Consider the following 24,692-nt stretch of genomic DNA (forward strand, 5'->3'; position numbering starts at 1 on the left):
GGATGTGCTCGCGAAACACCCGTCGCTCCGCGGTCAGCCCACCCCCTTGCGGATACCTCATATGACCGGCCTACTGCGAGAACCAACGCTTGTCAGCCCCTGCGACATCACGCCAACAAGGTCAGTAACCGGAAGCGGCCTTCCCGTCCTCGTTCACCAGTCCTGGCCTGAGGTCAGCTTCTCCGCGTCCGCGTCCACGAACCGGTATGCCGACGCGACGAAGCAGAACTCGTCACAGATCCACTCCCGTGCCACCGTCACGAACCGCGAGGATTCCCGATGACTGACGATCTTCACCGAAGTCATCCACCCACGACCGGCACGAGTGTCGAGAACCCTGCATACACCAAACCCGTGACCTGCAACTTCACGATGCACACTGCCCATTGGGTAGTCCGCCGAAATGCAGTTGGCAAAGTTCGTCAGAAGCCCTTGTGCCGCAGCCACCACCGGAGTGGCTTGTGAACATGGGCGAGGATGTGAGCGGGGCGCCGCAGGACAGGCGGGTACTCCAGGTGGGCGAGTCCGTCGGCTGCGGAGTCCACGATGTTGCGCACCAAGTTGCGCCCACGGTTGTCGGGGAGACTCTTCAGGTCGCCGAGGAGTCCGGGCGATGAGGCGTCCAGCATGGATGCCATCTGCGCCGAGAGGGTCTCGCGATTGACCTTCTCGCTCGTGAGCACCGCCAGCTGTGTCTCTCGAATCCAGTCCTCGTTCTGCCCAAGCACATGACCGAGGTGGGCAACGGCATCCAGACGACCGATCAACCAGTCCCAGTCCCGCCAGCTCGCATCGCCGAAGGCACCGAAGTGGGCAAGTTGGGTCCCGTAGAGCTTGTGTTCGGCGCTTTCCCGGGCTTGGGCTCTCAATGGGGTGTTGAGTACGGGCATATCCACATCCGGGCCGAGCCGCAGGAATTCGAACGGCGCAACAGCGCGCGATGGGGAACGGGCTTGGAAGGCACGAGAGATCACTTCGACGTTCAGGGCACATTGCACGACCTCGTCGTGGCCGAGTCCGGGCATGGCCGCCTCACAGTAGGACGTCGAGGCTTCGCCGACGAGCCAGGCCAGGGTGTTGCGCGTACGGAGTTCGTCAATGACTTCGTTGACGATGGCCGCGATGTCCCTGGCCTGGGCCTCGCCCGACTCATCCAGCCTCTCCCGCAGGGTGTCAGTAAAAGCCTGTTTCACGGCGTCGATCCGTGGGAGCCATTTGGTGCTCAGCTCGAAGAGACCTTTGGCTACATTGGCCTCTCCAGGAGCGTCTTCCAGGCGCTGCCGCAGGTCGCGTACGAGCAGGCGAACCGTCCGCTCCGCTCCGGCCACCCCCCACTGCCAATCGTCCTCTGCCAAGCCGATAGCCCCTACTTCTGGCACCCATCGTGGGACTGTGCCGCCTAGGTCTTCGGAAGTTTGTGCTGTTTGCGTTGGTGCCAGGGATGCGGTCGCAACCAGTCGACGAGCGTCAAAGATGCCACCGATGATCCGCCCGCCGCGGTAGGTGGGCAACAGCAGTTGGGCCGTGGCCGTTGCCTGTTCGCGTTGGTCAGGATCGTTGAGCAGGGTGGCAAAGAACTCCTGGCTGTCCACGCCGAGCCCGTCCGCTTGGCCAAGGAGCGATTGAATGGCCTCCACGTCGGTCCGCAGGTCTGCTTCCCGTGGAAGCTGGATCGCCGAGCCCAGGACATGAGTCCATCGTGGTTCGGAATACTGGTCCGCGGCTGGGGTCAGAACACCGGCGGAAGGGACCACGTACGCCAGAAGGCGCCGCACGCGACCGGAAAGCTCGCGCTTGGCAATGGCCTCCAGTACCGGCCCGAAGGGCGCGTTGTCCAGTACACCGCCGTCCATGAGCCACGACGGGCGGCCGACTCCTCCCGTCCGCAAGGTGGCGGGCAACTCCGACTCGCAGACCGGCGCGAAGGCCAGGGGGTAAGCAGCGGAGGATCGTGCGACCGAAGCGAGCGCGTTCGGGAATCCGGTGGCCTGAGCGAAGTCGTCACGGGGAGTGGCTGTGAATACCTCCTCCCAGGGGCGCTGCCCCTCCGCATCAGCTCGGTAGGTGTACTGACCGGCGCGCTTCTCAAAGCAATAGACCCGACGATGGTCTGGGCAGGCCATGGAGTTGCCGAAGGCATCCAGATACAGCTGCGAGTCCGGCCCGGTCGAGGTCGCCGTTACAAACAGGGTGACCGGCGGCGAGAGGCGCGGTTCGTCTGGCTCCTGAATGCTCTTTAGCACTCGGTCGACGGCATGGGCGAAGAAGGTTCCGTCCAGGATCGAGGGACGCGGCCCGGCGCCCGGCCGCGGCAGGAGCTTGTCGAACTCCAAGGCCGCGTCTTCTCGCCAGATATTTTTGAGCTTGGGTGAGGCTGCCTCTGGACCCGATGCGCCTGCGTCGGATGCCGGGTCCAGTGCGGTACCTCGCGCAATCGCAGTGGCCAACAAAGTGCCGTTCAGGCCTCCGGCGCTCGTACCTGCCACCACGTCGACGATGACCCGACGCCGCAGGCCCCCCAGCGGGGAGTCGCACGCACCGCGCCACCGTTTGAAGACCGGCTGGTCGTTCTCACGCACCATCCCAGGAACCACTTGTAGATCGGAGGCGCGCCGCAGTAGATCGATCTCGTGCGTGACCCCGCCCATCCAGACCGCGAGGCTGACACCCCCGTTCATCACCAGCGCAACGCGGATCTCTTCCTCGTGTTCCGACATGTTCACCACTCTGGCTCAGCGGCGCTTGTGCCGCGCGTTGGCCAGCACCAATAGGGTTGGGCTGGCGCTCGGCCCTGGGGCTATTCTCGGTACTTCAGCATCCCCTGTGGAGGGTCACCGTTTGGGTTCAGGCCGTGATTGAGTGAACGCTGACGCCCGCCGCGGGTGCTCGGCCGGCACCGCCGAACAGTCCCGTACAAGCGGCATGTCAGACGGCCCAAACATCGGGGGTTCTGCCCGCAGCATGCCGATGTCGGCCAGGCAGTCTCCGCCGAGTGCGACGGCCAGTGCCACATCCAGCGGGATCTTGCCCGGGTCGTGCACCGCCCGCGTCCTGCGCCAGGGCGCGAGCGCCGCCGATATCGCGGTGTCCAGGCCGGACTTGCGGATTGTCTCGACCAGCAGCACCGACCCGGTCTGTGAGACCGCCCCACGGCCGCCGCCCTCGACACGGACACGCGGGTACGACCCGCTACGCCTCTTCATCTGGAGAGTGCTTCTTTCCTTGCACCTGACAGGCCCCTCGATAAGTCCCATCGTTGCAGGTCAGCAGCACTCTCCACTTATTTGATCAACACCCGGACGGTCCCACTCGCGGCATCCGATCGAGGCATGACTGTTGCCCCGCGCAGCTCCCCGGTCGGCGTCCGTAGCAGCCGTTGCACACACCCCATGATTCCCGCGTCGTCCTCCTCCGCAGCGACCAGCAGCCAGGGCCCTTCGGCCTTGGCGAAGCCGGTGTGGGACAGGGCATGTTGCACAGCGGCATGAGAGTGTCGGGCATCGGAGGCTTCCAGCGGACGCGGAGGGTGGGCGTCCCTGCCGGCAGGGACGCCCTGGCGCGGGCGCAGGGGTCCTTGGACGACGGGGCGCCGGGTCAATGGTCCCGGATTTACGAGCATTCCCAGAGAAGGACGGCCCCTTGACTTACCCCCGAGCGGGCGCGTTGATGGACTCTAACTGCCCTCCGACATCAGTGAGTTGATGCGCAATGGTGGTGCGGAATCTCTTCAAGTTCGTCTCGGTGCGGCCACCGGCCCCGGCGGCGGCCGACGACACCTGCAGCCTGGTCAACAGGACGGCGGGCGATGAGTTCGTGAAAGAAGTCGAGGCCTGGCGCAAGGCGCACCAGGGGACGTCGCTCCGCCAGGCCCGCCGGACTGTCTCCGCCGACCTCATCAGGTCCTCGCAGTACTTTGCCCGTAGCGACGTCTGGAAGGATCTCCGCCCGCTGAGCAAGAACATGCGGGACTACCTCGGCCGACTGTGCCGAACAGAGGGCCAGAATTGGGTGGAGAGTAGAGAGAGCTCAGCCGCCGTGCTGCGCGAACAGGTCCGTGCCCTGATCGACGACCCGGATCGGTTCGCCGAAGCCAAGCGCATCGTATGGCGCAGCTACTACGCGAACGCCCTGGCCCCTGAGATCCGCCCTGGCGACCGCCCCGAACTGCTCGACTGGATACGCATCCTGGCCGCCGTGGAACGGCTCCGCCCGCCCCAGGACGAGGCCGACTGGCGATACGATGCCGAGGGCTGCGCCTGCGTCGCACGGCTGGACACGGCCCGCGTGAACCTGCCGCACGAGCTGTTCGTCGAGCCGCCGGGCGCAACTCCCGTTCCGGAAAAGCCCGACGACTCCCTCGAGGAGGACATCGCCCGGCTCGTCGAGTCCATCGGGCGGCTGCGCGCGGCCCGGCGCAACCTCGACCAGTTCTACCGGCGCAGGATCGGCCGCCTGCGGCTCGACCCGCTGCCGGATGACGACGACGTGGTCCTGCGCCCGCCTTGGTTGCTCACCGGCGACGACGCCGACCCGCTGCGCGACGTGGCCACCGAGCTGCGCCGCCTCGGCCTCCCCTTCGAAGGGGCGATCGTGCCCGAGGTGGCCCAGGTCCTGGACGAGGAGATCGCCGCCGACACGGCCGCGCTCACCGTCCTGCAGACTCGCGTCGAGGTCCGGGGCATCGGCGCGCAGGCCCTGGCCCGGCGCACCGTACGCGGTCTGCACCCGCCCACGGTGGGGGAAACGGCGGGAGAAAGCGCCTCATGAAACCTGCCATCACCCCGCTCGGCATCGGGGACCTCAAGGTCACCAAGCAGCGACTGGTGCGCTACGTTGCGAGCGAGGTGGCCCACATCGAGAACGTGCTAGCCCGCGAGCGCAGGGGCCGAGAGCACCGTCGGCTGCGACAGGTCGAGGAGACCCTCACCCTCGAACACGAGCGGGAGGAGGAGAACCGGCGCGACCTCCAGAGCACCGAACGCTTCGAGATCGAGGCCGAATCGCAGCGGACCATCACCTCCGAGACCAGCCTGGAGGCGGGCCTCGAACTGTCGGCGGGATACGGCCCGGTGCAGCTCAACGCCTTCGCCAAGTTCGCGGACAACACATCCAAGGAAGAGGCCGACACCAACTCCACCAAATACGCCAAGGAAGTCGTGGAGAAAACGGTGTCACGCGTCCTTGAGCGCGCCCGTGAGGAACGCCGCACCCGCACCTTGGAGGAAGTCGAGGAGACCAACACTCATGGATTCCGCAACGATTCGGCGGAGCACGTCACGGGCGTGTACCGCTGGGTGGACAAGGTGTACCGGCAGAAAGTGGTCAACTACGGCAAGCGCCTGATGTACCAGTTTTCGGTCCCCGAACCCGCCGCCTTCTACATCTTCGCGCAGCGGCACCACCACGAGAACAAGGTGCTTCCGACGAAACCGCCAGTGCCGAGCATCTTCGGGTTCGGGGACGGTTCGCCGCTGATCCCGTCGCAGATCTCCCGCGTCAACTACCGCAGCCTGGTCGCGCTCAGTGGAGCAACCGGGGTGGAACCACCACCACCTGCGAGCGTCATATTGACCACCGAACTGTCACGCGAGATACCGACAGCGGCGGGCGGCCTTCCACCGCCTTTCGCCTTCACTCACGAGGGCATCACCATTCCCAAAGGCTATTGGGCCGTGAACGGCTGGTACACGAGGAGCCTTCGTGCCGAGGTCTGGGCGACATTCAACCTCATCATCGGAGGAGACCTGAAGACCAGATCCGCACCTGCGCATTTCGCTCCGTTCGTGTGCAACAACTCGGAGGGAAAGCTGGGAGTCACCGGTGAAGGGGTGGGCGTCCACGCCTTCGCGGTTTCCGTCTTGCTCGAATGCCAGCTGACCCCCGAGGCCTTCCATACATGGCAACTGGCCACCTACCAGGCCATCATGAACGCCTACCGCGAACAACTCCTCGATTACGAGGAACGCGTCGCCGTCACCGAGATCCAGCAGGGTGTCGCGATCGGCGGCAACAATCCGCTGCTCAACCGCGAAATGGAGAAGGAAGAACTCAAACGCGCCAGCCTCACCCTGTGGGCGGGCGGCGCGACCGACCTCGCGGACGGGGTCCAGGACATGGCCACGCATTCCCGGCCCGACCTTCCGCCGGTACTGCTGCGCGACAACGCGGTGGCCAACGCGACCGCCCTCGACTTCTTCGAGCGCGCTTTCGACTGGCGGAACATGACCTACACCCTGCACCCCTACTTCTGGGGCCGGGAATCGACTTGGCTGGACCGGGCCTCCATGAAGAGCACTGATCCGCTGCTCGAACGCTTCCTCAAGGCCGGTGCGGCCACCGTCGTCGTGCCCGTGCAGCCCAGCTTCACTGAGGCCGTGCTCTGGTACCAGCTCACCGGCGAGATTTGGACCGGCGGCCCGGTCCCGGAACTCAGCTCCACCGACGACCCCGACGCCGCGCTCTACAACAGCTATCTGAGCGAGGTCGAGGACGAGACCGACCTCGTCGACATCGACCGCGAGGTGGAGATCGACAAGGACGACCCGGACTCCTGGACGGTACGCCTGCCCACCACGCTGGTGTGGCTCCAGCCCGGACCGGAACTCCCAGACCTGGAACCCGAACCGGACGACAAACTGGTTGAGGAGTAGCGGCCGCCATGGCGACGACGTACCGGAACTTCAGCGACGTACCGGGCCTCCAGGTCGAGGTCGATGACACCGGGGGAGCGGCGGCCGACCCGAGCCTGTCCGGGCTCCTCGACGGCGTGCGCACCCTCGTCGTGCAGGCGGCCGCGCGCCTTGGGGAGCTGCCGCCCGAACAGCGCCCGACCGAGCTGGCCCTGGCGTTCGGCCTCAGGGCGGTGAACGGCGGCTTTGCCGTCGGCCAGGACGCCGAGCGGGCCAACTTCCGTGTGTCCCTGTCCTGGTCGCAGCAGCCCGCCGCGCCGGAGCATGAGATACCGGGCTTCCCCGGTGCGTGAGCCCATGAGTGCCTGAGCCATGTGGACCTACGTGATCCCCCGGAGCACGACGCTCTACGAGGCGGTGCTCACCGAGATCAGGGGCCGCCGTGCGGCCGTGCTGAGCTTCCGGCTCAACCAGTTCGACCACCGGCCGCGCCGCGTCCTGCTGATTGAGGAGGAACGGGTCACGGAGGATCAGCCCCTGCCGTTCGTCTGGGGCTTCTCGCACGGGTCGCACGCGTCTCCTGGATCGCCGCCCGGCCCCCCGGTCCTGAAGGTTGTCGCCGCGCCGGGGGCCTCTGTACAACTCGACGGGTTCCCCGACGCCTGGACCCCCGGACCCGGAATGCCGGACCTGCACCTGTACCGGGTGCAGCATCCCGAAGTACTGCCCCGCCTGGCCTCCGACATCCCCTCGACGCACCTGGTCGGCACATACGAAGTGGCCAAGTACACGGTCATGGGGACGCTACCGGGCGCCACCCCGGAGGATCCGCCCCGGCCCTACTCGATGGCGCTCGACCAGAGCCGACGCTTCGTCGTACGACACGATCTGAACGGCACCGTGATCCACCACATGGACACCGGCGACGAGTGGACCATCACCGTGCCCGCGCTGTCCCGGGACCCCCAGGCCGCGCTCGACGCCAAGGCCCGCTACACCTTCGAGATCGACCTCGACGCCCAGCCACGGCCCGTGCTTCGGCTCGTCACCACACCAGGTGTCACGGTCACCCTCATGTCGCCGTCCTGGCCGCCGTTGTTCCGGTACCCGGGCGAAGAACGGCCCGCGCCGCCGCCCCTCACGTACTCCTGGGAACGCTGGGAGGTCGACCGCATCCGTGACGTGCCGCCCCTGGGCGCGCCGCTCGAACCGGGCGCGGGGTGGCGCGCCGGCTCCGTGGATCTCCCGGCGGAGCTGCGGACGCAGATCCTCGCGGCGCAGCTGGCGTTCGACGTCACGATCGGATTCGTACCGGTCCTGGGCGACGTGGTCGACATTGCGGAACTGCTGTACGGAGTGACCGCCGGCCGCGACAAATGGGGTAGGCGTCTCGACGCCAAGGACCTGGCGTTGCTCGGCGTCGGCGCCGTACTGCCCTTCGTCGGCGGCGCGGCCCTCAAGGGCGCGCGCCGCCTGGTGCGTCATTTCGCCGAGCACGCCGACGACGCGGCCGACCTGGCCCGGCGCGTCCGCGAGGCCGGCCTCAGCGCCGAGGACTACGCGGTGATCTCGAAGATCCAGGCCATGGTGAAGGCCGGAAAGCGGCCACCGCACGAAATGTGGAAGCAGGCTGTCGCCATCCTGGACCGCATCCCTGGCTCCGAGCCTTCCATCGCGACGCTGCTCAACGCGAACGGCAGCGGCTTCGCGCACGTGCAACTCCAGGAAGCGTATGAGCGTTACGCCGCCAGACAGGGCCGCAAGAAGAGGCCGAAGCAGGACCCCGTGGAGTGGGCCCGCAGCGTCACCCACGGCGAGGCCAGAGACCTCTTCGTCACACTGCTCGGAAAGGACTACGCGAAGCTCCGTGCCGTCGGACAGGCGCCTCCGCTGAACCTCCTCGACATCCCCCGCCCCGACGGCTACACCGACGAACTGCTTCAGGCCCACCTTGACCTCGTACGGAAACACCCCCGGCTGTGGGAGCGCCTGGGCAAACTGCTGGCCGAGGGACCGGACGAGGGCGCGGCGAGCATCGGACTGCTGCGTCGAAAGGTGTCGGCGGGCCGCTTCCGCATCCTCAAAGGGAATGTGGCGGAGATCTTCTCTGAGGCCATCCAGCACACCGAACTCAAGCGAATCGCTCAGTCGGACAGGAAATACAGGAGCGCTGTGCTCGTCAGCGGAGTCAAGATCCGCCTGAAGGACGGCAAGGAACTGTCAGCGGCCAAGCTGTTCTCGGACAACATCATCGTTGTGAAGCACGGCAACCGCGTCCAGATCCTCGCGGTCTTCGAGGTCAAGTCGGGCTTCAAGGGCGGGGAAGAAGTCGCCGAACAGATCTTCGAGTGGATCGAGGGGCGACTCACGGACGGCAGCCAGATCGTCTTCCCGAAGGGCACCAAGTTCACCTCGGCCAAGGGACGGAGCTGGACCACCCGGAGCGAGATCGCCTACACGTGGAACCCCGAGAACCCCGACGTTCCCACGATCACCGGCCTGGCGGGCGCCGGTCACCGCCACCTGATCACCGCGCGCGGTGCCTCGGCGCTCGGCGTCGACTCGGGCACGCGGACGTCGTCGAGAGTGACGACCCACCAACTAGACCAGACATCAGTCCAGTTGGACTTCCTGTGCGCCGAGGTCCTGCTCGACCGGACGGCCCTGTCCCTGCCCTTGCCCAAGGGGCCCCTGGTACCGCCCGCGGCGCATTGACCGGGGCCCGTTCTGTGCCGCACCGCGGCCCGGCTCATCGTGCGGCGCGTGAAGCGCCTCAACCCCAAGAACGTTCCTCAGGGCCAGGCCGAGCTGTTCGGTGTCTGGCGCCACCACGTCATCTTCACCGACAGCCGTTTCACCCTCGTCCAGGCCGAGCCGATGCACCGCGAGCACGCCGTCGTGGAACAGGTCTTCGCCGACCTGGAGGACTCCGCGCTCGGCCACCTGCCCTCGGGTAAGTTCACCGCGAACGCCGCCTGGCCGCCACCGCCTACAACCTCACCCGGGCCGCCGGACACCTTGCCTCCACCTTCCACGCCAGGGCACGCACCGGCGCCATTCGCCGCCACCTGATCAACATCCCGGCCCGGATCGCCACCGGCGCCCGCCGCGCCACCCTGCACCTGCCGCAACGCTGGCGCTGGGAAGCCGACTTCACCGACCTGTGGACGACCACCGGACAGCGCATGACCACCTGACCCACGCCACCGCACCGACGGCCCGCGACCAAGGAAGACTTCGGAGACCCCGCACCGGACGGTCACCCGTCGCAACGCGCTGCCCGCACCCGAAAAGCCACCGGAACCCTGCCCGAGATCGAAGATCAGCATTCACGCGGTGGATCGAGGGTCAAGTGAGGCGCGCAAGTGTACGGAGGCCGGGACAGCGGGGCGCTGATTCTCATCTGTGTTGTCCCTGCTACGACTTGATCTGGTCAACTTGTCCCATGTCCGTGGACCAGTCCAGGGTTGTCGAGGTCATGTCCGTTGCCTTCGGGTCCGGCTTCCGTGTCGCCCCACGCCTGGTGCTGACCTCTGGGCATGTCACCGGGCCCGTCAGTGACCGGTCTGTACGGCTGCGCTTCCTCGACGATGACACGGTCGTCGAGGGCCGAGTGGTGTGGCAGCGTGACGACTCCTGGCTCGATGCGGCGCTCATCGAACTGGACGGTGCGGAACCGGCCCCGCGGCCGCCCGTCCGGTTCGGACGGTTCACTGGCAGTTCCCGACGGGCGGACTGCGAGATCTGGGGTTTCCCGCGAGGCCTGAGGCGCCCCTTCCGCGAGGTCGTCCAGCTGGCCGGGACAGTCAACCCTGGCACGTTGGGCATCGGCCGCAGGCACCAGGTCACCCTGTCCGACGCCGTGCCCCGCAAAGGGGTAGAAGCGGACCGGTCCCCGTGGCAGGGAGTCTCCGGCGGCCCCGTCTTCAGTGACGACGGTCTGCTGATCGGGATTGTCGAACACGACCCGGTGGAGTACGACTCCGATGTCCTGGAAGCCGTCCCACTGGCCGAACTCATCCGTGACGCAGGGTTCCGCGAGACGGTTGAGCGACACCTTGACGGCCCGCTCCGACTGGAGTCGGTCGAGTTGGCTGGGCTGCTGGCACAGCCGGTTCCACGGCCCCTGAACTCACCCGGCTTCCTGATCCGGGCCGAAACGGAGGCCGTGCGGTTCCGCGGCCGGACCGGGATCCTGGACGACCTCACCGCGTGGTGCACGATGTCCGCATAACCAGGCGACAGCACATCCACGCCCAACGCCGCCGACCACGACGGCACCAGACGCACCCCCACCGGCGAGCCGACCTCGAACCGGTCCGCCTCCACCGCAGGTGCCTCGGCCTCGCCCTCCGGCTCCGTACCCGTATCCGGACCGGCTACCGCATCGTCCCCGGACAGGATCTCGCTCATCGTCTCCCGAGTGTTCTCTGTCAAGTTCAACTTGTTGGCAGCAGGCCTGCCGTCCTGGAGCCCAGCCTGCTCGTGCACACCAAGGTGCGATTGCTCTCATCGGGGGGTTGAACACGACCCAGAGAATGTCTTAGCATCATTGTCTAAAGATGGAATATAAGTCCAACATAGGAAGAGGCGACCATGGGGCATCCTGTGGCTGGTGGGCCGCAAGACGACCGCAGTGGCTCCGTGGCCGTTGATGCGGCCGAGGGCGATGAGCACCTCATCCGGGAGGCGGAGAAGATCGCTGTGGCGTTGGGCCGCATGTTTCCTGGGCTGTGTGAGGTGGTGCTGCACGACCTGAGGGATCCGCAGCAGGCGATTCGGGTGATCGAGAACAACCTTTCCGGCCGGGAGGTCGGGGATTCGGCCACGGAGCTGGGCCTGGCCCGCATCGCGGATCCGCAGTACCCGAGTGTGATCCAGAACTACCCCAACCAGTTTCCCGACGGTCGGCCGGTGAAGAGCACGTCGATCGGCATCAAGAACCGCGCGGGCCAGTACATCGCGGCCCTGTGTCTGAACCTCGACGTGTCCGTCTTGTCGCCGGTGACGCTGGTGTTGTCGAACCTCGTGGCCACCGATGTCGAGCACCGTGAGCATCCGCTGGAGAACTTGCGGGACCGCAACGTGCGCGAGCTGCGCCGAACGGTGGAGACACTGGCCGCAGAGCGCGGCGCCACCCCCCGGTCGCTGAGTCGGGACGACAAGAAGGCGCTCGTGCGGCAGTTGCAGGGCGAGGGCTACTTCGACCGGCGTGACGCCGCGCAGACCATCGCGGACCTGCTCGGCGTGTCCCGGGCCACCGTCTACAACTACGCCAAGTAAAGGGGCAGTACATGACCGACACCGGACCGGCCGCACACTCCGCACCTGCTTCTCCGCCCAGTTCCGGCCCGCTGTTGGACGCAGAGCGTGGCCTGCTGTTCGTCGCGGAGGAGCAGACGGCTGTGCTCGTGGACGAGGAGCTGGCTCTGGAAGCGGCACGCACGGCTTTCGCCGCGACGGTGGAGGGCGTGGTCTTCCCTTCTCTGGCCGTGCACGGCTCTGATCCGCGCAACCAGTTCACGCTCAAGCCGTCCGCGTCCGCGACGCATGCCGGGGTGAAGATCGGCACCTACTGGCCGGACAACCTGAAATGCGGGCTGCCACGTCACCACTCCACTTTGTTGCTGTTCGACCAAAGGATCGGCCGGATCGCCGCCGTCCTGGAGCTCGGTGCCGCGAACGCCTACCGGACCGCCGCGGCCGATGCGCTCGCCGTCGACCTGCTCGCCCCCACCGACGCCGCCGCCCTTGCCATCTTCGGCACCGGCCATCAGGCAGCCTATGAGGCGCGGGCCGTCGCCCGGGTCCGGCCGATCGGTGAGATCCTGGTCGTGGGACGTGACAAGGGCCGTGCTGCGCTCATGGCTGCCGCGCTCACCGCAGAGGGACGCACAGCACGTGTGGCCGGTGCCGAGGAAGCCTGCGCGAGCGCCGACGTGATCGTCACCGCCACCACCACACGGGCCGAAGACCCACCCCTGTTCGAGGCCGACTGGGTCCGCCCCGGCACGCACCTGTCCTGCATGGGAGCTGACGCCCCCGGAAAGCGGGAGCTGCCACCCGCCCTGTTCGCCCGCGCACGGGTCTTCTGCGACCTGCCCGAGCAGGCACGCCGCATGGGCGAAAGCCAGCACGCACCTGAGGACACCGTCCTCATCCCGCTCGGCGAGGTCCTTACCCAGCGCGCAAAAGGGCGTACCGATGACCGTGACATCACGGTCTTCGACAGCTCCGGAATCGGACTGCAGGACCTGTACCTGGCTCTGGCCCTCCTGAAGAAGATGGACATCTTCCTGTGACCACCACCCCCGCCCCCGCCGCGCAGACCCTGAATGATCCGGACACCCCGTTCGCCGTCGTCGACGTGCACAAGAGCCTGCGCAACATCGAGCGCTTGCAGGCCAGGGCCAACCAGCTCGGGGTCGCCCTGCGCCCTCACATGAAGACAGCCAAGAGCCTCGACGCCGCAGCGCTCCTGAACGACGGCAACACGTGTCCCGTCACCGTCTCCACCCTCGCCGAGGCCGAGGCGTTCGCCGACGGCGGCTACACCGACATCACCTACGCCGTCGGCATCGATCCCCACAAGCTCCCCCGCGTCATCGCTCTCCTGCGCCGCGGCGTCACCTTGCGGGTCCTGCTGGACAGCACCGAGCAGGCCGTCTTCGTCGCGGAAGCCTCCCGCCAGGCCGGCCTGCCCATCCCGGCCCAGATCGAGATCGACTGCGATGGCCACCGCGGTGGTCTCAAGCCCGACGACCCCACCCTCACCGAGATCGGCCGCATCCTGCACGACGCGGCCTGCCTCGACGGCGTGCTCACCCACGCAGGCGAGTCGTACTTCGCCTACAGCGCCGAAGAACAGCGCTTGGCCGCGCAGAGCGAACGCGACATCGCGGTTGCCGCAGCTGAACGTCTCCGTGCGGCCGATCTGCCCGTGGCCTGCGTCAGCGCAGGCTCCACCCCCACTGCTCACGCGGCCGAGGACCTCACAGGGGTCACTGAACTGCGGGCCGGTAACTACATGTTCTTCGACCTGGTGATGGCCGGCCTCGACGTCTGCCAGGTGCAGGACCTCGCCCTGTCGGTGGTCGTCACCGTCATCGGCCACCGCCCCGAGTACGGGTGGATCGTCACCGACGGCGGCTGGATGGCCATGTCCCGCGACCGCGGCACCGCTGTCCAGGCCCAGGACCAGGGTTACGGTCTTGTCACCGACCTGGCGGGCCACCTCATTCCGAACCTGGTCATGACAGCCGCGAGCCAGGAGCACGGCACCCTCACCGTCCGCGACGGCACCGACCTGCCCGACCTGCCGGTCGGCACCCGGCTGCGCATCCTGCCCAACCACGCCTGCGCCACCGCCGCCCAGCACCACGGCTACCACGTCGTCGACAGCAGCAAGGGCACGGAGCCCGCCCCGGTGATCCATGCGCGCTGGACCCGCATCACCGGCTGGTGAGCTGCCCCGGGCCCCTCCCTCTTCACCTCAAGGATCCGCCAGGACCGCCGTGTCGCTTCGAGGCGTACGCGCACGCGGACGAGGCGACGATCCTGCGCGCCGGACCCCGGCCGAGGCGAAGGCCGCCGCGAGGTGTGCCTGCGGCAGCTGACCCGGCCGCTCTTACCCGACCGCGTTCCCGGCGCCGGAGGCGATCAGCAGTCCAAGGAGGGCGAGGACCATCCGCGCGGTGAGGTAGGTGAAGGCGGCTGTGGGTGAGATTGCGGAAGTGGACGATCACATGAGGCCGGACGGCAGCGGGTGTGTGGTGTCTCCGGTGCGGGATTGCGTGGGCAGCATGCGGAGGACGCCGGTGCGGTCGGCGAGCTGCTGGCGCAGCAGACGGTTCTCCGTCATCGACTGGTTCAGGGCGCCGACCAGCGCCTCGACGTCGGTCTTCAGCCGGGCGATCTCTTCGGCGTCGGCGGCCCACAGCTCTTTGAGCTTGCGGACCTGCTGGCGCAGCCGCTTCTCGCTGGCCGGCGTCTGGCCGCGGGCCCGGACCTGGTCGTAGAAGGCGTTCTTCAGATCCGGATGGCGCCGGGTGAGCGCGTTGCGGGGCACCTGTGCCTCCGCCGCGCGCGACGATGGTCAGTGCCCCGTTGGAGTATTCCGGCCGGCCGGCCGCCCAGGATGCGGTCCATCGCCATCTGGATGCCATCGCGTTCATCGGGGGCGGGGCTCATGTGGTTGGCTCCTGGGCGTTGATGCGGTCGTGGACGTGGCGGTCGGCCAGCGCGCGTAGCTGTCCGGCGCGCTGGCACAGCCGGTCGGCGAGCGGGCCGGGCAGTGTCTCGGAGGAGGCCTGCCTCTCCAAGGTCTGGGCGTGCTGGAGGAGTTGGTCGGCGTGGTGGTCGGTGCGTGCGATGTTCGCGCAGGTCGGCTGGCAGCGGTCCAGCCGCGGGGCGTCGGCGACGTCCAGGCGGTGGTACAGGGCCCGGTCGCGGTTGTAGACGCACATTACTGACTTCCTCGGGTTGTTGTCGGCTGCTGGGTGAGGGTCAGTCTGGTGCCGGCCAGGCAGCCATCGATGAGGTCGGGCCGGAGCTGGATATGACGTAAGCCCCGGCGGAGGGTGCGTTCGAGGTGCTCGTCGTCGGTGAAGGCAACGTTGGCGAGCGGCCCGCGCCGTAACAGCGACCAGATGCCCTCGACCGGGTTCAAGTCCGGGGCGTAAGAGGGCAGTTGGACGATCGTGAGCCAGTCGTGCGCGGCCGCATACTCACGCATCCCGGCGGCCCGGTGAGTGTTGAGATTATCCCAGATCAGGACAATGGGAGCCTGGAGTTGAATGTGGGCGCGGACGATCAGATCGCGGTAGTCGCTCCAGGCGAAGGTGTCGCGGCCTTTGCCCCGATGCTTGCGGTGGCGGCGCGGCCTGTAGATCAGCCGGGACGTCTCGCCCGGCTTGTAACAGCACATCGCCGCGATCGACCAGCGGCGCCAGGAGCGGTCCCGCACCCGCACCACCGGCGTGTGCCCACGCCGGCCCCAGGTGCGAGCGCGCGGCGGTGTCATCGAGAACCCGGCCTCGTCCTCGAAGACGATGTACGCACCCAGCGCCGCCGCGGTCATTCCGCCTGCGGCCACACATCCTTCTTCCACAGACCCACCGCCTGCTCGTCACGCTCAAGTGCCGGGCGGGCCGGCGACTGCCAGGACCAGCCGTGCCGGTGCATCAGCCGCCACACCGCCGCCGACGAGCAGTCCAGTCGGAACTTCCGGGCGATCAGCTCTCTGATCCGGGCCAGGGTCCAGCGCTGGTCCTCCCAGCCATGCACGGCCGGCCCCAGCGCCAGTTCCTTCTCCAGTTCGGCGAACTGGCCATCGGACAGCTTGGGCAGTTTCGGCGGCCCCGAGGAGGCGAGCGCGTCCATTCCGCCCTCCCGCCAGGCACGCCGCCAGCGTTCCACCGACCGCTCACTCACCCGCAGATCCTTCGCGATCAGCACGTTTCTCTCACCGCGACCAAACCGCTCGCCCGCCTCGTACCGGATCCGTTCGCGTAACCGCCGCCTCTCGGCGGTCAGTCCGCCACCCTGCGCATACCGCATACCACCGGCCTACCGCAGGGATCACCACCCGTCACCACCCCCGACAACACCCCGAAGAGATCAGTAATTGGCAGCCGAGTCGTCGTGGGGCACCGGGCGGCCAATCACTGAGAGCCACAAGCGGCAGAGCTTTTTCAACCACACCCGGCGCCCCTGGGTGGGTGAACCATACGAAGGGCTCACCGCCTCCCGCAGAACAACGTAGGGATGCTTTTGCATGGCCGAGACTCATCCGGCGCCGGATCGCGCCGGTCTCTCATTCAAGGGTGGGCCGTCTATGAGCTGAACTGGGCGAAGCGAAGAGAGCGTTTTCACACGAAGCGCGCGTGCTAGCGCAGGTGATGGCTCGAACCCGTTCGGGACTTACGCACTTGAGGAGGGCTCGGCGGCCGAGCCCTGGATGATCGCCGTCCAGGGCGGAAATATCCATATCGCGAGTGCCGGAGACCGGTGCACCGTCTGCTGGGGCGGACACGGCGCTCCCTGACCGGGGAGTCATGCTCGTCTCCAGGGTGAACGCGTACTCGCTTTCCTCGTGGAGCACCCTGCCCAGGGCGGGGCGGGGTCCATGGGGAGCAGCCCTGTGGCCGTTCCTGCGTAGCGGTCGGGCTGCGCCGTCCGGCACCGAGGCCCGATGACGGTCACGCTGCGCGAAGTCCCTGCGACTGTATGAGCCGCAGTAGCGCGGAGGCCGTTCGCTGCGTCAGCTCCAGGGGTCCCAGGCGTCGTTGACGCCGGGTTGGGCGTTGTTGAGCATCTGGTCGACCGTGCGGGCGAGGCCGTGGTCCTCGTCCACGTGCGCGATCCACGGGACGCTGTTCAGGTTGTGTGCCAGGTCGTCGGTGGCAAGGGTGTCGAGGGTGGTGCGCAGGGTGTCCGGGACGGGGGTGTCCGTGAGGCAGAGCCAGGCGAGCGCGGCTGGTACTCGAACGTGCGGTGGCTGCGAGGTGTTGGACCACAGAGCGTGAGTCCAGGCGACGGCGTGGATGCGCGTGTCGCCGCCGTGTTCACGGGCGAGTTCGGCAATGGCCAGGACGAGGCTCGCCCGGACCGCCGGAGTCTGTTCTCGCTCCAGGCAGGCGTGCAGGGTCTGAGTGATGCGGCTGGCGTTGCCGCAGGCAGTGGCCAGGGCGTAGCAGACGGAGATGCGGACGCCGGGGAGGGGATCGTCGAGGAGGGGGAGGAGCAGGCCCATGTCGGCGGTGATGGCGTTGCGGGAGGCCTGGATGGACCAGTTCATCGCGTAGCCGCTGCAGTCGTAGAACCAGCCCGGGGGCGTCACTTCGAGGAATGTAGTGCGTGTGCCGTATCCCCAGTGCTGTCGCCGGGCCGCCGCGGTGGCCAGGGAAAGTGTGTCGGCGCGGTGATGCGCGGACGCGTCGGCGGCGATACGCACGAGGAACGGCACAGCCAGCGGGGCAACGGAGCCGACCGTGCCCTGGTGGACCACGCCTGCCCACAGCTGTTCCAGTGCACGCCCGGCTGCCTTAGCGTCAGCGGAGCGCAGCCGGGCCAGGAGCGAGGGGACGTCGTCACCCGAGCCGTAGGCGTGCCCGAAGCGGGACCAGGGCACATCCTCGAAGCAGAAGCCATCCTTGACGTCCTGCGACATGCCCGCGATTACCGCGCGGACGTCGAGCGCAGTGCCCTCGTATGGCTCCATCCCGTGCTCCAACACCTGCTCATGATCGAACACTAGCTCCTCGGCGGTCACACTTCTCCCCTGCAGCGTCGCTGTCCAACAGGACCTGCCTATCACGCAGCACGGACAACGCATACGAGACCAACTACTGCCGCGGAACCACGAAACCCCAGGTCACAGTCACGACCTAGAGGCTTGATCGAACCCGGGACGGTTCAGTGGACGTTAAGTCCGATCTTCCTCGGTTCGTGATCGCTCGATCGTGGGATTGATCGTCGCGCAGGCCGCCAACTAGGCATGTCCATGCTGAGATGCGGGGCATGGAGCGAGAGCCATACCCCAGCGACTTATCGGACGAGCAGTGGTCGTTGATCGAGCCGATGATCACGGCCTGGAAGCAGGACCGGGTGGCACGGTCGGCGACCGGTGATCCCGGGTCCTGTGACCTGCGGGAGGTAGTGAACGCGATCTTCTATCAGAACCGGACGGGCTGTCAGTGGCGCTACCTCCCGCATGATCTGCCGTACTGGTCGGCGGTGTTCTACTACTTCGGCCTGTGGCGCCGGGACGGGCTCGACCAGCGGATCCAGGAACTGCTGCGCTGCCAGGTGCGGGAGAGAGCCCGGCGATTAGAGGACCCGTCCCTCGTGATCATCGACACCCAGTCAGTGCGCGCGGCCGCGGGTGTCCCGAAGACCACGACGGGGCTGGATGCCAACAAGAAGGTGTCGGGCCGTAAGCGGGGACTGGCCGTGGATGTTCTGGGGCTGGTCATCGGTGTCGTGGTGCTGGCCGCCTCCGCCCACGACAACGCCGCCGGCACCGCCCTGCTCGACCAGGCCGCCGAACGCTGCGGGATGCGCCTGGAGAAAGCCCTGGTGGACCAGGGCTTCAAGGACGAAGTCGTCATCCATGGCGTGTTGTTGGACATCGACGTCGAGGTCGTCCGCCGCAACCCCGAAGACCAGGGCAAAGGCTTCGTTCCGCAGCCGAAGCGGTGGATCGTGGAGCAGGTCAACGGCACGTTGATGTTGCACCGGCGTCTGGCCCGTGAGTACGACCACCGGCCCGACACCTCCGCCTCGCGTGTCTACTGGGCCTCGATCGCGAACGTGACCCGCCGCCTCACCACCCCGAGCCCGGCCTGGCGCGACACCCTCGAGCTGGCCGCATGAACATCACCGAGCTCCTGGCCGATCTCCAGGCACGGCACGATGAGACCACCGTCCGGGCCGGTGAACTACGAGACCAGGTCGAGCACTTGACCGCCGCCCTGGCCGAGACCGAAGCACGACTGGCGGACCTGGCCACCACCCGGAAGGTCATCGCCGAACTCGCACCGGCAAGAGAAGACTCTGAACCGCCCGAGACGAATACCGCTTACCAGGCCATCGTGGACGCCTTCAACCAGTACCCCGACCAGGAGTTCCGAGCCCGTGAGCTGCACGAACTCCTCGGCATGCCCACCGACGGGGCCGCCGTCAACGTCACCCGCGCTCGCCTCGGACGCCTCACCCGCCAAGGCTTCCTCACCCAGCCCGGACGAGGCCGCTACCAGAAACGGACTTAACGTCCACTCAGGACCGTCTACACCGCACCCGGCGAGGACGCGGCGACAGAGCGGTTCCTGGAGTTCCAGGAAGCGTGGGGCCGGAAGTATCCGGCGATCGTGAAGCTGTGGTCGGACGCCGGGGTCGAGTTCGTGCCCTTTCTCTCCTTCGACGTCGAGATCCGCAAGGTCATCTGCAGCACGAACGCGATCGAGAGCGTCAACGCCCGCATCCGCAGGTCCGTCCGCGCCCGCGGGCACTTCCCCAACGAGGCCGCCGCCCTCAAGTGCATCTACATGGCGCTGATGAGCCTGGACCCGACGGGCAAGGGCCGCAAGCGGTGGACCATGCGCTGGAAAGCACCCCTGAACGCGTTCCAGATCGCCTTCGAGGGTCGCCTGACCCCGAGCAACAACTGACCACTCAACAACCAAGATCAGCCGTTAAATTGACACAATATTGGATCTTCCACACCCAGCGGGAACGCGAACGCCTCCATCCCCACCCCGACCAGCGCCACTACGAACTCGGAGCCTGAGCCTCAAGCTCACTCAAAAGGAGCCGCACCACCGCCGTTTCCCGTCCAACGGAGGCCATTCAAGCAGCATGATCTGCTACGAATGTCGGGCAAGAATGCACTTATGGGCGACGGATGGTCAGTCGTTGCGGCTGGAGCGGTCAGTCTGCTCGGTGCCGTGGTAGGCGGATTAGCCGCGATCATCGGAACCAAGATCGGGGCGGAAAAGAACGCGGATGCCGTGCTGCAGCAGACAATGGAGCAAGCGCGCACTCAGCGCTCGCAGTGGGTCCGTGGCCAACGCGCTGCAGCCTACGAACGGTTCCTCGGAGTCTGGGACGACTACACCCTAGCCCGCGGGCAGTTCCACTTCGAGCGGCCGCCCACGTACAACAATTTCCAGAGAGTGCAGGAGTTGGGTGGGCGCCTCGGGACAGCCGCCTTCAGTATCCGAGTCGTCGGCCCTGAGAGTGTTGCGACGGCCGCTGAGCAGGTCTTACGCGATGTCACCGCTATGCGCATTTCAGAGGACGTTCAAGCAGAGTGGGACAGTGTCCTCATCCAGTATCGCGAGACCAATGATCCTCAAGTTCAGCAGCGGCTCGTCGGAATCGCAGAAGAGATCCTCTACAGGGGGTCTTGGGATCAAGCGATCGACGTGCTCGCTCAGCGGCAGCGCTTTCTCCAGTCAGCGGCTGAGGCTTTGGACGGCCCTTGATGCTCCGAAGCGCGGGGCTGACTGGCCCGTCCGGTTCAGCACCATGTTCTCACTCAGAAAGAGCCGCACCCAACGGCGATCATTCCATAGCGATCGACCCGCGGCGTGAAGACGATCCCCGTCTCGAACGGCGAGTCGGGCAGGGGCAGCAGAAGCGGTGCCTCGCTCGCGAAGTCCTGGCCGATCGTGCGGATCCGCATGCCGATCCGCCGGTCTTCCTCCAACCGCTCGAACTCCGTGAAGGCCGCGTTCAGATCCTCCAGCGAGTTCACCCGCGGCACCGGAGTGAGGTAGTTTCGGCGGAAGTATCCGACCTGGCCTTCCACTCCGCCCTTCTCATGTGCCCCGCGCAGTCCCGGCTCGCAGTAGAAGGGAACGAAGGCGAAGTGCCGCCTGAAGTCAGCCCACTTCGGGTGTTCCTCCCGCGACCGGCTCTTGTGGATCACCCGAGAGACAGCCGGGGACAGGTTGTCGTAGCGGATCTGGCCGCCCGGGACCCCGCCCAGCACCCCAAACGCGTGAACATGGCCGTCCAGGAAGGCTTCCTGCCCGCACGAAGTGGTGATGCGGTGCACCGCCTTGCCCGAGTAGGCCAGACGGAACGCGAACACGTAACACTTCGTCCGCTGATCTGCCAGATCCACCCATGCCTCGCCGAAGTCGACCTCCGCGTCCATGCCCGGCCGGTTGTGCCGGACAACGAACCCGGCCGCCGGTGTCGCCCGAGCGGCCTCGGCCATCTCGCGCCGACGCCGGGACACGTAGTCCCAAACCGTGGTGTAAGCGACCTCGGCCCCCAGTTCCCGCTGCAGCCGGGTCAAGATCCGCTTCACGGTGTGACGCTGCTTCGGCGGCGCCTCCAGGTCCTGCAGGAGCCACTCGTCGATCGTCTTCTTGAACGGCTCCAGCCGCGGCGACTGCCGTACCGGCGTCTTGCGCGGCCTGGGCGACGGCGAGACCAACGCCTCCCGTACCAGCCGACGATGCACCCCGTACTTGCGTGCCAGAGCCCGGATCGACAGACCCTCCTGCCACGAATCACGACGGATCCGCAGGAACAACTCATCCTTCGACAGGTCCACCGGCCTCGCCCCCTCGTGGCGACCCGACTGCAACAGTCCCACCGCACCAAAGAGGGTGGGGCCAACTCGCCCCGGAACAACCCCTGAACGCCCCCAAGCGCCCTAGCACTGGAGCCAGCTCAAGCCGGAAGAGTGGAGCCGCTACCAGCCGTTAAAGCCAGCCTGCACGTGCTGTCGGTGAGACTGCGCTGGCACTCGTACTGGACGCGCACGGCGGTGGCGGTGTCGGCGGCCCGTGCCGAACTGCGCCGCCAAGGGCGACAGTTGTGTGCGCTGGATGGTGTCCGGTGAGCCGTCGGCCGGAGCATTTCACGGTGCGCGAGGAGCAGTTCTGTCCCAGATCCGCCGCTCGGTCCTCGATCGCGGAGAAGCCCTGTCGGTGCGCGAGCTGGGGGCGGCCCTGGGACTGCGCAGCCTGGCATCGGTGGTCTACCACCTGAAGAACCTGGAACGCAGCGGCGCCCTGGTCCGCGACGGACGCAACTGGAACACCTGCCGGTTGACTCGTTAGCTGTGCCGTCTCATGAGATGGGTGTCAGGGGTGTCAGCGACCCTCGATCGGCGAAGCGGCGGCCCTCTTCAGGGCGGACGATGAAGACTCCGGATCCAGGTGGGTCCTCCACGGATGTTCTGCGCATGCGGGCTGCCCACTCAGGAGTGGGCCACCGAGTGTTGCGGTCCCAACGGATTCCCACGAGGTTGATCGCCGCAAAATCCACGGTTGTGAGGTCGGCGCCAAGGAAGTTGATTGCCGCGTCAGTCAGGTTGCTGCGGGCTTCCATGAGGTCACTGGCGCGGAACCGGGCTTGGACACGAGCACGCGTGACGTCATAGATGAGGCCGTTGGCGAGGTCGAGGCCGGGGGCGAGGCCGAGGGCGCGGGTGAGGGCGCTGGTGGGATCGAGGGTACTGGCGAGGGCGCGTACGAGGTCGGGGTCACGAACGAAGGCACGGATGAGATCACGGACGAGCACACGGGAAAGACCATGAGCGTTGGCGAGTTGCCTGTCGAGAGTGAGATTGGCGGGGACGCCGCGGGCGCGGGCATTGACGCGATCGGACACCTTGAGACCACGCACGAGAGCGAGGGCGAGGTCGAGAGCGCGGTCGAAGTCCACATCGTGGTCGAGCGTGAGCGCTAGGGTCTTGGCGCGTCGGAAGGCGCGGGAGAAGTCGCCGGCACGGTCCAGGTCGCGTACGAAGGCGCGGACGCGGACACCAACGGGGTAGCGGAACGGCCTGCCGGCGCGGTCGCAGGCAGGGTAGATAGCGAGGTCACGGGCGCGAGCCCGGACGATCTCGCGACTGGTGTCACGGACTAGGCCAACGTCACGGACCAGGTCGCTGGCGCGAGAACGCACGCCGTCGCGAGCAGAGGCACGGTCGTGGTCGAAATCGAGGGCAGGGTCGACGTCAGGATCGAGGTCAACATCCTTGAGCAGGTCCGCGACCTTCAGGAGGTTGCGGCGATACCGGAGCCGCTCATGGGGAGACACGGACTTCCAGCGAGACGTCGCGTCAGCCAGACTCAGCACCGTCATGCTGTCATGGGTCGGGTCGGCCGGAGAAGCCAGGCCGGGGCGAGGAGCCTCCAGCGCCGGATCAGGTCCGAGAGACTTGAGGGCCGGTCGGAAGCCGGGAGAACGCCGTGACAACACAGCCAGAACACGGCCCGTGAAAGACTCGGCAGAAATCGTCACGCCGCTCCCCCTCCGCCCGTCAGATCCTGTTGTGGGGCAACGCCCCCGTTCGGCTGTGCATTTCCTGCAGCGCCGCCCGCCTGGACCATGGGCTGCCCAATGCCAGGCTGCTGGAGGTTCTGAGCTTGTTGCTGCGCCTCCTCCACCACACCCCCCAGGGCCGCCCTGCCCGCACTCTTGACCATCAACGGCACCAGCGTGGTGACCTGTTGGACAGCCGACAGCCCACCCAGACCGATGAGGAACGCCACCAGCGGATTCGTGCTCTGCGGATAGGTGGCTCCCACAGCACCGGTCAGGGCTCCACTGACCAGTAGTCGCAGTACTCCAGCAACGCAATAGGCCTTCCAGCCGGGTGCGGGCAGGTGCTCCTCGCCGGGCCGCACATCCGCCCTGCGTTGGGGCGGCTCGACGGTGTCCGACTGGACATTCCACGGCATCTGACGGTGCCATTTGATGGCCTTTATGACATCGACGGCCTCCATGGCGGCGCCGCCAGCCGCCCCCACTACCGCCGCCATGAACCAATCCACGGTAGGAGGTTAGACGGAATCGTGCAGCAGTCCCACCCGCTCACCACAAGGTCGGCACCAAACCTCACAGGACAGGCTGACAAGCGACTTCGAGGATCAGCACACTGACCGCATGCGATACGAGGAGACAGCGAAGCTCACCACCGCGAGAGCCCTGGTTCCAGTGGCCATCCTTGTTATTTCGCCCGTGCTGCTGATAGCCGGAGCGCCTGTCCGTCGCCGATACCTTCGCTACGTCTACCGGGATGAAGCCCCACTGATCCTGGACAAGAAGCAGGGCCGAGTCAGCGTCCACTGGTTCGTGGTCACCAGCCCTCTTCTCGCATGGCTCTGCTGGCCCACAGAGTCACTCGCTCGACTCATCTCACGCCGAGGTTAAACGCGGTTCAACCATCGGCGTTCGGCGAGGCCGCGGCGACGGTGACCTGGGCGGTCCAGGACCCTGCTTCCCGAGGCAGATCCCAGGTGACGTCGATGCGTACGTCGTGAAAGTCGTGTGCGAGTCCTGCCACCATGGCCGCCGCGGCGGCCCGTGCCTCGGCAGGTCCGACGTCGAGGGGAACGTCGGCAAGTTGTCCGCAGAGCATCCCGCCTTCCCTGGTGAGGACACTGTGGCGCCAGCCGTCCGGCGTCGCGATCAGGACGATGCCCGTCGGCATGCCGAAGCGACGTTGCCTCTTCTTCTCCCGTTTTCGCCTGTGGCCGTCGCTGATATCCGTGCCGGGCTTGTTGCCGCCTGCCATGAGCGCCCCCGCTGAAGATC

General features: G+C 66.9%; 24 protein-coding genes and 2 pseudogenes. 14 read left to right on the forward strand and 12 right to left on the reverse strand.

Annotated elements, in window-relative coordinates; all coding sequences use genetic code 11:
- Positions 1 to 153: 153 nt before the first annotated feature.
- From HLK59_RS17595 to HLK59_RS17605, 3 genes and pseudogenes are all read right to left on the reverse strand, one after another.
- Complete coding sequence (locus tag HLK59_RS17595) at positions 154 to 297, reverse strand: DUF5713 family protein (protein ID WP_206327254.1); 144 nt, start codon at positions 295 to 297, stop codon at positions 154 to 156.
- A 125-nt stretch (positions 298 to 422) separates the two neighbouring features.
- Positions 423 to 2,717 carry a DUF3376 domain-containing protein gene (locus tag HLK59_RS17600; RefSeq protein WP_171142391.1) on the reverse strand — a complete coding sequence of 765 codons (2,295 nt, stop codon included), beginning with the start codon at positions 2,715 to 2,717 and terminating at the stop codon, positions 423 to 425.
- A gap of 213 nt (positions 2,718 to 2,930) precedes the next feature.
- Positions 2,931 to 3,203, reverse strand: a pseudogene (locus tag HLK59_RS17605) (transposase); the annotation flags it as partial.
- Between the two features lie 505 nt (positions 3,204 to 3,708).
- On the opposite strand from HLK59_RS17605, the gene HLK59_RS17610 reads away from it, so the two are divergent.
- From HLK59_RS17610 to HLK59_RS17650, 9 genes are all read left to right on the forward strand, one after another.
- The gene (locus HLK59_RS17610) at positions 3,709 to 4,767 is read left to right on the forward strand and encodes a hypothetical protein (protein WP_171142392.1); all 1,059 of its coding nucleotides are present in this window, start codon (positions 3,709 to 3,711) and stop codon (positions 4,765 to 4,767) included.
- Positions 4,764 to 6,650: a hypothetical protein gene (locus HLK59_RS17615; protein WP_171142393.1), complete on the forward strand. Its 1,887-nt coding sequence runs from the start codon at positions 4,764 to 4,766 to the stop codon at positions 6,648 to 6,650. The genes HLK59_RS17610 and HLK59_RS17615 overlap by 4 nt, the downstream gene beginning before the upstream one ends.
- An 8-nt stretch (positions 6,651 to 6,658) precedes the next feature.
- Positions 6,659 to 6,982, forward strand: coding sequence for a CU044_2847 family protein (locus HLK59_RS17620; protein WP_171142394.1), 324 nt, complete (start codon positions 6,659 to 6,661; stop codon positions 6,980 to 6,982).
- Between the two features lie 19 nt (positions 6,983 to 7,001).
- Positions 7,002 to 9,344 carry a hypothetical protein gene (locus tag HLK59_RS17625; protein ID WP_171142395.1) on the forward strand — a complete coding sequence of 781 codons (2,343 nt, stop codon included), beginning with the start codon at positions 7,002 to 7,004 and terminating at the stop codon, positions 9,342 to 9,344.
- A gap of 48 nt (positions 9,345 to 9,392) precedes the next feature.
- The gene (locus tag HLK59_RS17630; RefSeq protein ID WP_171142396.1) at positions 9,393 to 9,701 is read left to right on the forward strand and encodes a hypothetical protein; all 309 of its coding nucleotides are present in this window, start codon (positions 9,393 to 9,395) and stop codon (positions 9,699 to 9,701) included.
- Between the two features lie 373 nt (positions 9,702 to 10,074).
- A complete protein-coding gene (locus HLK59_RS17635) occupies positions 10,075 to 10,863 on the forward strand; it encodes a serine protease (RefSeq protein WP_171142397.1) in 789 nt (262 codons plus the stop codon).
- Between the two features lie 362 nt (positions 10,864 to 11,225).
- Positions 11,226 to 11,912, forward strand: a complete 687-nt coding sequence (locus HLK59_RS17640) for a PAS domain-containing protein (protein ID WP_171142398.1) — start codon at positions 11,226 to 11,228, stop codon at positions 11,910 to 11,912.
- A gap of 11 nt (positions 11,913 to 11,923) precedes the next feature.
- Positions 11,924 to 12,931 (forward strand): ornithine cyclodeaminase family protein, encoded by a 1,008-nt coding sequence (locus HLK59_RS17645; protein ID WP_206327255.1) that lies wholly within the window; start codon positions 11,924 to 11,926, stop codon positions 12,929 to 12,931.
- Positions 12,928 to 14,094 carry a DSD1 family PLP-dependent enzyme gene (locus tag HLK59_RS17650; RefSeq protein WP_171142399.1) on the forward strand — a complete coding sequence of 389 codons (1,167 nt, stop codon included), beginning with the start codon at positions 12,928 to 12,930 and terminating at the stop codon, positions 14,092 to 14,094. Before HLK59_RS17645 ends, HLK59_RS17650 begins: the two co-directional genes overlap by 4 nt.
- Positions 14,095 to 14,370: 276 nt before the next feature.
- Here HLK59_RS17650 and HLK59_RS52400 read toward each other — a convergent pair whose 3' ends face one another.
- The 5 genes from HLK59_RS52400 to HLK59_RS17675 all read right to left on the reverse strand — a co-directional run bounded on the left by HLK59_RS52400 (position 14,371) and on the right by HLK59_RS17675 (position 17,850).
- The gene (locus HLK59_RS52400) at positions 14,371 to 14,697 is read right to left on the reverse strand and encodes a polyketide synthase docking domain-containing protein (protein WP_171142390.1); all 327 of its coding nucleotides are present in this window, start codon (positions 14,695 to 14,697) and stop codon (positions 14,371 to 14,373) included.
- A gap of 118 nt (positions 14,698 to 14,815) precedes the next feature.
- On the reverse strand, positions 14,816 to 15,094 hold the full coding sequence (locus HLK59_RS17660; protein ID WP_171142400.1) for a hypothetical protein: 279 nt from the start codon (positions 15,092 to 15,094) through the stop codon (positions 14,816 to 14,818).
- On the reverse strand, positions 15,094 to 15,651 hold the full coding sequence (locus HLK59_RS17665; RefSeq protein WP_240982475.1) for a transposase: 558 nt from the start codon (positions 15,649 to 15,651) through the stop codon (positions 15,094 to 15,096). The genes HLK59_RS17660 and HLK59_RS17665 overlap by 1 nt, the downstream gene beginning before the upstream one ends.
- A 53-nt stretch (positions 15,652 to 15,704) precedes the next feature.
- Positions 15,705 to 16,187 carry a winged helix-turn-helix domain-containing protein gene (locus tag HLK59_RS17670; protein WP_171142401.1) on the reverse strand — a complete coding sequence of 161 codons (483 nt, stop codon included), beginning with the start codon at positions 16,185 to 16,187 and terminating at the stop codon, positions 15,705 to 15,707.
- A gap of 703 nt (positions 16,188 to 16,890) precedes the next feature.
- A complete protein-coding gene (locus tag HLK59_RS17675; protein WP_171142402.1) occupies positions 16,891 to 17,850 on the reverse strand; it encodes a hypothetical protein in 960 nt (319 codons plus the stop codon).
- A 299-nt stretch (positions 17,851 to 18,149) separates the two neighbouring features.
- Between HLK59_RS17675 and HLK59_RS17680 the strand changes: the two genes are divergently transcribed.
- The 4 genes and pseudogenes from HLK59_RS17680 to HLK59_RS17695 all read left to right on the forward strand — a co-directional run bounded on the left by HLK59_RS17680 (position 18,150) and on the right by HLK59_RS17695 (position 20,614).
- Positions 18,150 to 19,004: an IS5 family transposase gene (locus tag HLK59_RS17680; protein WP_171142403.1), complete on the forward strand. Its 855-nt coding sequence runs from the start codon at positions 18,150 to 18,152 to the stop codon at positions 19,002 to 19,004.
- Positions 19,001 to 19,399: a hypothetical protein gene (locus tag HLK59_RS17685; RefSeq protein ID WP_171142404.1), complete on the forward strand. Its 399-nt coding sequence runs from the start codon at positions 19,001 to 19,003 to the stop codon at positions 19,397 to 19,399. The genes HLK59_RS17680 and HLK59_RS17685 overlap by 4 nt, the downstream gene beginning before the upstream one ends.
- Positions 19,400 to 19,798: pseudogene (locus HLK59_RS17690) on the forward strand (transposase); the annotation flags it as partial.
- A gap of 201 nt (positions 19,799 to 19,999) precedes the next feature.
- Complete coding sequence (locus tag HLK59_RS17695) at positions 20,000 to 20,614, forward strand: hypothetical protein (RefSeq protein WP_171142405.1); 615 nt, start codon at positions 20,000 to 20,002, stop codon at positions 20,612 to 20,614.
- Positions 20,615 to 20,667: 53 nt separating this feature from the next.
- Here the strand turns inward: HLK59_RS17695 and istA are convergent, their stop codons facing one another.
- On the reverse strand, positions 20,668 to 21,696 hold the full coding sequence (istA, locus tag HLK59_RS17700; protein ID WP_171142406.1) for an IS21 family transposase: 1,029 nt from the start codon (positions 21,694 to 21,696) through the stop codon (positions 20,668 to 20,670).
- Positions 21,697 to 21,931: 235 nt separating this feature from the next.
- Here istA and HLK59_RS17705 point away from each other — a divergent pair, with 235 nt between their 5' ends.
- Positions 21,932 to 22,207, forward strand: coding sequence for a hypothetical protein (locus tag HLK59_RS17705; protein ID WP_346779751.1), 276 nt, complete (start codon positions 21,932 to 21,934; stop codon positions 22,205 to 22,207).
- Positions 22,208 to 22,217: 10 nt separating this feature from the next.
- Here HLK59_RS17705 and HLK59_RS17710 read toward each other — a convergent pair whose 3' ends face one another.
- From HLK59_RS17710 to HLK59_RS17720, 3 genes are all read right to left on the reverse strand, one after another.
- On the reverse strand, positions 22,218 to 23,396 hold the full coding sequence (locus tag HLK59_RS17710) for a hypothetical protein (protein ID WP_171142407.1): 1,179 nt from the start codon (positions 23,394 to 23,396) through the stop codon (positions 22,218 to 22,220).
- Positions 23,393 to 23,929, reverse strand: a complete 537-nt coding sequence (locus HLK59_RS17715; RefSeq protein WP_171142408.1) for a hypothetical protein — start codon at positions 23,927 to 23,929, stop codon at positions 23,393 to 23,395. The genes HLK59_RS17710 and HLK59_RS17715 overlap by 4 nt, the downstream gene beginning before the upstream one ends.
- A 386-nt stretch (positions 23,930 to 24,315) precedes the next feature.
- Positions 24,316 to 24,588, reverse strand: coding sequence for a hypothetical protein (locus tag HLK59_RS17720; RefSeq protein WP_171142409.1), 273 nt, complete (start codon positions 24,586 to 24,588; stop codon positions 24,316 to 24,318).
- Positions 24,589 to 24,692 lie beyond the last annotated feature (104 nt).

The sequence above is a fragment of the Streptomyces sp. S3(2020) genome (assembly GCF_013044505.1).
Taxonomy (GTDB): Bacteria; Actinomycetota; Actinomycetes; order Streptomycetales; family Streptomycetaceae; genus Streptomyces.